The organism is Streptomyces sp. MBT53, assembly GCF_016654115.1.
Classification (GTDB): Bacteria; Actinomycetota; Actinomycetes; order Streptomycetales; family Streptomycetaceae; genus Streptomyces.
Genome location: NZ_JAEQAZ010000334.1, coordinates 1 through 5,658 on the forward strand (window position 1 = coordinate 1; position 5,658 = coordinate 5,658).

General features: G+C 70.0%; 7 protein-coding genes. 4 read left to right on the forward strand and 3 right to left on the reverse strand.

Annotation, left to right across the window (positions count from 1 at the left end; genetic code table 11):
- The first annotated feature begins 18 nt into the window (after window positions 1–18).
- Window positions 19–714, forward strand: a complete 696-nt coding sequence (locus JHN45_RS50075; RefSeq protein ID WP_201056118.1) for a DUF6445 family protein — start codon at window positions 19–21, stop codon at window positions 712–714.
- A 116-nt stretch (window positions 715–830) separates the two neighbouring features.
- Here JHN45_RS50075 and JHN45_RS50080 read toward each other — a convergent pair whose 3' ends face one another.
- A complete protein-coding gene (locus tag JHN45_RS50080; protein ID WP_200717167.1) occupies window positions 831–1,310 on the reverse strand; it encodes a hypothetical protein in 480 nt (159 codons plus the stop codon).
- A 159-nt stretch (window positions 1,311–1,469) separates the two neighbouring features.
- On the opposite strand from JHN45_RS50080, the gene JHN45_RS50085 reads away from it, so the two are divergent.
- Both JHN45_RS50085 and JHN45_RS50090 read left to right on the forward strand, forming a co-directional pair.
- A complete protein-coding gene (locus JHN45_RS50085) occupies window positions 1,470–2,747 on the forward strand; it encodes a hypothetical protein (protein ID WP_307783438.1) in 1,278 nt (425 codons plus the stop codon).
- Window positions 2,748–2,909: 162 nt separating this feature from the next.
- A complete protein-coding gene (locus JHN45_RS50090) occupies window positions 2,910–3,440 on the forward strand; it encodes a hypothetical protein (RefSeq protein ID WP_201056119.1) in 531 nt (176 codons plus the stop codon).
- A 52-nt stretch (window positions 3,441–3,492) separates the two neighbouring features.
- Here the strand turns inward: JHN45_RS50090 and JHN45_RS50095 are convergent, their stop codons facing one another.
- Window positions 3,493–3,867 (reverse strand): DUF6479 family protein, encoded by a 375-nt coding sequence (locus JHN45_RS50095; RefSeq protein WP_200717169.1) that lies wholly within the window; start codon window positions 3,865–3,867, stop codon window positions 3,493–3,495.
- A gap of 10 nt (window positions 3,868–3,877) precedes the next feature.
- Window positions 3,878–5,359, reverse strand: coding sequence for an FAD-dependent monooxygenase (locus JHN45_RS50100; RefSeq protein ID WP_201056120.1), 1,482 nt, complete (start codon window positions 5,357–5,359; stop codon window positions 3,878–3,880).
- 139 nt (window positions 5,360–5,498) lie between these two features.
- Here JHN45_RS50100 and JHN45_RS50105 point away from each other — a divergent pair.
- Window positions 5,499–5,658 (forward strand): TetR family transcriptional regulator (locus tag JHN45_RS50105; RefSeq protein ID WP_201056122.1); only part of this gene is annotated, 160 nt, incomplete at its 3' end.

Consider the following 5,658-nt stretch of genomic DNA (forward strand, 5'->3'; position numbering starts at 1 on the left):
CGCTATACGTTCGGGCCCATGCCACCACTCCCCCCACACCCCCAGCGGGCCCGTCAGGCGCCCCTCCCCGTGTTGCCCTATCGCAAGCCCACCAAGGGCCGTGACTACTGGGTGCTGAACGACGTCCTTCCGGATGTCGACGCCGTACGGGAGCGGTGTCTCGCGAAGGACGACTGGGTGAAGGGGTATCCGTACACCTCGGAGACCTGGCCGGGGTTGCGCACCATGCCGGGGCTTGAGTCGGCCGAGTTGGGGCGGATCGAGCGGCTGGTCAAACAGGCCACCGGGGCCAAGGAGTTGTGGGTGCAGAAGGCGCCCGGCGGCGGGACGCTCAACCACAACTGCATCCAGGTCGTGGGGGAGGGCGAGAGCGAACCCCGGCCCCACACCGACTCGCGGTCGCTGTGTCGGTATGCCGCCGTGCTGTATCTCAATCCCTCCGTGCCGAAGGACTGCGGCACCAGTTTCTACCGGCAGCATCTGCCGGGCGGGCGGCTCGGCGGCAACGTCGTGCAGGCTCCGCACAACAACCTCGTCGAGGCGTTGGGTACGCGGTTTGTGGCGCCCGACGCCTTTGAGGAGGACGTACGCGTACCGCATCGGTACAACAGTCTGCTGCTCTACCACGCCAACCTCGTGCACAGCGCGACCGGTTACCACGGCAGCACCCTGGAGGAGAAGCGGATGACCGCCGTCTTCTTCTGGATGGCCTGACCCGACCACCAACCGCCGCCGCCCGACACCCTCTCCCAAAAAGTGTGTCACTTCCGCCAGGGGTGTCACACTTTTTTTGGGCCCACCCCCCAGACCCAGACCCCCCAGCAGCGCAGTCAGTAGCGCAGCGCCGTCCCCGTCTCCGCCTTCACGTCGCCCGACAGCTTGCGGTTGCTGCGGGCTGTCGCCGTACCGGACTTTCCGGCCGGGACGTCGGAGACCGTGACGACCACGGTGTCGAGCAGATTCCCGCCCGTGTCCTTGAACTCGACCTGCACGGCGAAGGACTTGGTCGAGTCGGCCTTGTTGTCGGCGGTGACCTCGACGGTGCTGCGCCCGGCCGAGTCGGTGGTCGGCGTGCCCACCTTCACCGCGTCCTTGGCATCGACGCCGTTCTTCACCTCGTCGAGTCTGCGGCCTGCCTCGGCGGTCGCCGACGCGATGGCGGCCGTGGCCTGCGATCCGATGGACGCGACGGCGGACGCCGCCTTGCTCGCGACGGAGGAGGGACTGCTGTCGTCGGAGCAACCGGTGAGGGCGGTGAGGGCGACGGCTACGGCTGTCGTCAGCGCCGCGGCACCCCTGTTCCACGCCATGTCGCCTCCATGAATCGCCGCGTCGCCGGGCCGTCCCTCAAGTGAAGGTCCGTTGCCGTGCGCCCGCATGCCGGACTCACCCGAACGGCGTGGCACTGCTCGCGGAACCCGGCCGCCGGGGATGCGCTGGCAGGCAGAGCCGCGGCGGAGGAGGCAGGGGTGACGACGGAACTCGACCGACTGCGGGCGCGGGTTGCTGTCCTGGAGGCGGAACGGGCGCGGGGGCCTCGGCACCGGGCGCGTTCGCTGGTCGCCGTTCTGCTCGTTGTCGTCGGGTGCCTGCTCGCTCCGCTCGGGGTCGTGGCCGCCTGGACCGCGGATACGGTGGGCGACACGGACCGTTATGTGCGGACGGTGGCGCCCCTCGCCTCCCACCCGGACATCCAGGACGCCGTCGCGGACCGGGTGACGACCGCGGTCATGGGACATCTCGACCTCACCACGCTGCTGTCCGGCGCGGCCCCGGCCGAACGCCCGCTGCTGGAAAAGGCGTTGGGGGCGCTCGGCGGTTCCCTGGAGGACGCGGTCCGTGCCTTCGTCCACGACAAGGCGCGGGCCGTCGCCGCCTCCGACGCCTTCGCCAGGATCTGGAAGGACGCGAACCGGCGTGTCCACAGCACTGTGGAAAAGGCCCTGACCGGCAGCGGCGGCGGTGCCGTACGGCTCGACGACGGCACGGTGACGCTCGACGTCGGCCCGGTCGTCGACCAGGTGAAACAACGGCTGGTCGACGACGGGATGACGGTCGCCGCGAAGATCCCCGAGCTCCATACCTCGATCACCCTCGTCAGGAACGACGACCTCGACTCATACCGCAAGTACTTCCGGCTGCTCCAACTTGCCGGTACCTGGCTGCCGTTGGTGGCCCTGGTCCTGGTCGCGGCCGGTGTGCTGCTGGCGAAGCGGCGGCGCAGGGCGCTGGTCACCGGCGCGCTGGGCGTGGCCGCCGCGACTGCTCTCCTCGGCATCGCGCTGCGCATCGCCCGCGCGCTGTATCTGGACGCGCTCCCGGCCGGGGTGTCGCAGCCCGCCGCCGCAGCGGTGTACGACGCGCTGACCCGGTTCCTGAGCACGACGGTGCGGATGGTCGTGGCGGTGGGGGTGGTGGTCGCGCTCGGTGCCTGGCTGACGGGGCCCGGTCGGCGGGCGGGTCTCGTACGTCGGCTGTGGACGTCCGGCATCGGGGCGGTGCGGGCCACGGCCGACGGGGCGGGACTGCGTACGGGGCCGGTGGGGCCGTTCGTACGTCGGTACCGGTCGTGGATCGGCCGGCTCCTGGTGGCCGCGGCCCTGCTCGCCTATCTGCTCTGGTCGCACCCGACGGGGTGGGTCGTGGTGGGGCTGGCGCTCGCGCTGCTCTTCGCGCTGGCGGTGGTGGAGTTCCTGGCGGCGGACGAGGACCCGGGGCCGAGGCCGGGGCTCACCCGGACGGCGTAACCCCCCTGGTGGAGGGCGTGCCTCGGCCGGATGGTCGAAGCACCACACACCAAAGAGAGACCGAACCACCACAGACCGCACACCACAGACCCGCACACCACGGACCGCACACCACGGACCGCACACCACGGACCGCACACCACAGAGAGGTGGGGCACCGCCATGACGCAGCAGCCGCACTCCACACAGCAGCCGCACTCGACGTCCACCGGCGGCGAGGAGAAGCCCCGCGTCTGGAACGACGCCGGTCAGGCTCCCAGCGCCCGCGGCTACGGCCCGCCCCCCTCCGGCGGCGGCCTCGCGGTCGGCGGTGCCGTCTTCGCCGGTGTCCTGATGCTGATGAACGGCGTGATCGCCATCCTCCAGGGCATCTCCGCGCTCGCCAAGGACGACGTCTACACCCGCGTCGGCGACTACGTGTACAGCATCAACCTCACCGGCTGGGGCGTGATCCTCCTCTGTCTGGGCGCCGTGGGCGCGGTCACCGGCTGGGGCATCCTCAGGGGCATGAGCTGGGCCCGCGTCTGCGGCATCGTCCTCGCGAGCCTCAGCGCGATCCTCCAGTTCATGTTCCTGCCGTACGCCCCGATCTGGTCGGTCATCATGATCGCGGTCGATGTGTTCGTCATCTGGGCACTGGCGGTCTACGACCCGAAGACCTCCGGGGCGCCGCTAAGCACGCCGAACAGCTGAACCGGCGGCGGGCGGGTCGGACAGGTCAGACAGGTCAGACAGGTCAGACGGGTCAGACGTGTCCGATGCCGCCCCCGCCGAAGGAACCGCTCCTCCCCGGCACCCAGCGCTGCCGGCTCTGGTCCTTTCCCGTCCTGCTGCCGGAGTGATGGAGCTGGTACGGCATCAGCCGTTCCTTCTCCTCCGAGGCGACGGGCATCTCGTCGGGTTCCCGCATCTCGCGCATCTCGTGGACAGCGCCGCCGGCGGGGAGGTGGGGCTGCTCCTCGGGGAGCGGCCGCGGAAGTTCCTGGTCCCGGACCTTCATACCGAAATGTATGGCCCAGACCAGCGCGCCTGCGATCAGCAGGCCACCGAGAAAGGCTGCGGTCACGTCGAGGGTGTTGTGCGACGACGCGGCCAGCAGTTCGTACGCTGCCGTGCTCATACTCCGAGTATCACTCTTTGGGAGTGATTGTGACTATCCGCGTGAGATAAGCGGTGACCTCGGCGGGGTCCCGGGTGAACAGCGCCACGTGGTTGTCGGGGCGGATCAGCACGAGGGCCGGGCCGGTGATCCCGTACGCCCGCCGGGCGTGCCCCTCGTGATCGCGAAGGTCGTCGTCCACCGTGAACCCCTGCAGCAGGCCGTCGTGCTCGGCCGCCAACTTGCCTACGGAGTCGGAGAGTTCGGTGCCGAAACCGAGCAGCGTGAACCGCGGATCGGCGTACGCCTGGAAGAGCCGGACCGGTTGCCCCGACGCATCGAGGCAAGGTGCGTCGGGCGCACGGTCGCCCGGACGCAGGACGGTGGCGTCGCCCGAAGTGCGACCGCCGGCCGGACCCGCGAGGGAACTCCACGGATAGCCCGTGCCCATCGGCGGCGGTGCGGCGACCTCGATACCCGTGCCGGGTTCCTTGACCGCTTCGAGTACCCGGGCATACAGGTCGGTGGAGACCCCCAGCGTCCAGGCGGCCACCGGAAGACGCTCCTCCTCGTACGTGTCCAGGAGCCCGGGACCGGCCTGTCCGGTGGCCACGAGGGCCAGCTTCCAGCCCAGGTTGTAGGCGTCCTGGATACCGGTGTTCATACCGAGTCCGCCCGCGATCGGGTGGACATGGGCCGCGTCCCCGGCGAGCAGGACCCGGTCGACCCGCATCCGGTCGACCATGCGGACATTGACCCGCCAGACGGACAGCCAGGTCGGGCTCGTCAGCGTCACGCCGGGCACGCGCGCGTACCGGTCGAAGATCCGCTGGAAGCTCTCCAGGGACGGCGGCAACGGCTCGCCGTCCGCGTCGAGTTCGGGGCTCGCCTGGAGCTGGAAGGAGTCCGTGCCGGGCATGGGGCACAGCGCCAGCCCGCCGCCGTCCGACGTGAACCACTGGTGCCACACGTCCCGGCCGATCCCCTCGGCCCGCACGTCCCCGACGACCATCGACTGCGTCTCCTCGGTCGTACCGTCGAAGCGCACCCCCATCACCTTGCGCACCCGGCTGCGCCCACCGTCGCAGCCCACCAGGTAGCCGGCCCTGATGCGCTCCCCGTCGGCGAGGGCGGCCGTGACTCCGTCCGTGTCCTGCTCGAACTCGGCCACCTCCGCGCCGAGTTGGACGCCGACCCCGAACTCCGCGAGCCGGTCGCGCAGGATCTGCTCCACTTGCCACTGCCCTATGAGCACCCCTCGCTCGTACGGCGCGTCGGGCGTGGGGAGCGCGTCCGCGAACGGGTCGGTGTCGTTCACATGCTTGCCGTCGAAGTACTTGCGGAACGGCAGCCGAGTCGTCCCGGTGGCGAGCACGCGCTCGGTGCCGCCCACGTCCTCCAGGACTTCCAGGGTGCGCGGCTGCAGGCCCTTGCCTCGGGACTCCCGGTGCGGAACCCGCGCCGCGTCCACGATCCGCACCCCCACACCGCGCCGGGCCAGCTCGTCGGTCATCGCGATCCCTCTCGTCGTCGTTGCCTCAAGGGAACACCGAGCGGGAAGAAAATGCAACCTGGTCTCAGAAGATTCTCGACTTCACTCCATCTCCGGTCTCATTTGATTCTCGGTCTCATGGTCTGGTAGTGTGGCGCGCATGGACGAACTCCCCGGCCTCCGCGAGCGCAAGAAAGAACGCACCCGGAATCTCATCGCGCAGGAAGCCCTGCGTCTCTTCCGCGAGAAGGGGTTCGACGAGGTGTCGGTCGTCGAGGTCGCGGCGGCGGCCGAGGTCTCCAAGGCCACCCTGTTCCGTT

Coding starts and splice junctions, on each gene's coding strand:
- JHN45_RS50075 (WP_201056118.1), top strand. CDS start 19: ATGCCACCACTCCCCCCACACCCCCAGCGGGCCCGTCAGGCGCCCCTC.
- JHN45_RS50100 (WP_201056120.1), bottom strand. CDS start 5,359: ATGACCGACGAGCTGGCCCGGCGCGGTGTGGGGGTGCGGATCGTGGAC.
- JHN45_RS50095 (WP_200717169.1), bottom strand. CDS start 3,867: ATGAGCACGGCAGCGTACGAACTGCTGGCCGCGTCGTCGCACAACACC.
- JHN45_RS50090 (WP_201056119.1), top strand. CDS start 2,910: ATGACGCAGCAGCCGCACTCCACACAGCAGCCGCACTCGACGTCCACC.
- JHN45_RS50080 (WP_200717167.1), bottom strand. CDS start 1,310: ATGGCGTGGAACAGGGGTGCCGCGGCGCTGACGACAGCCGTAGCCGTC.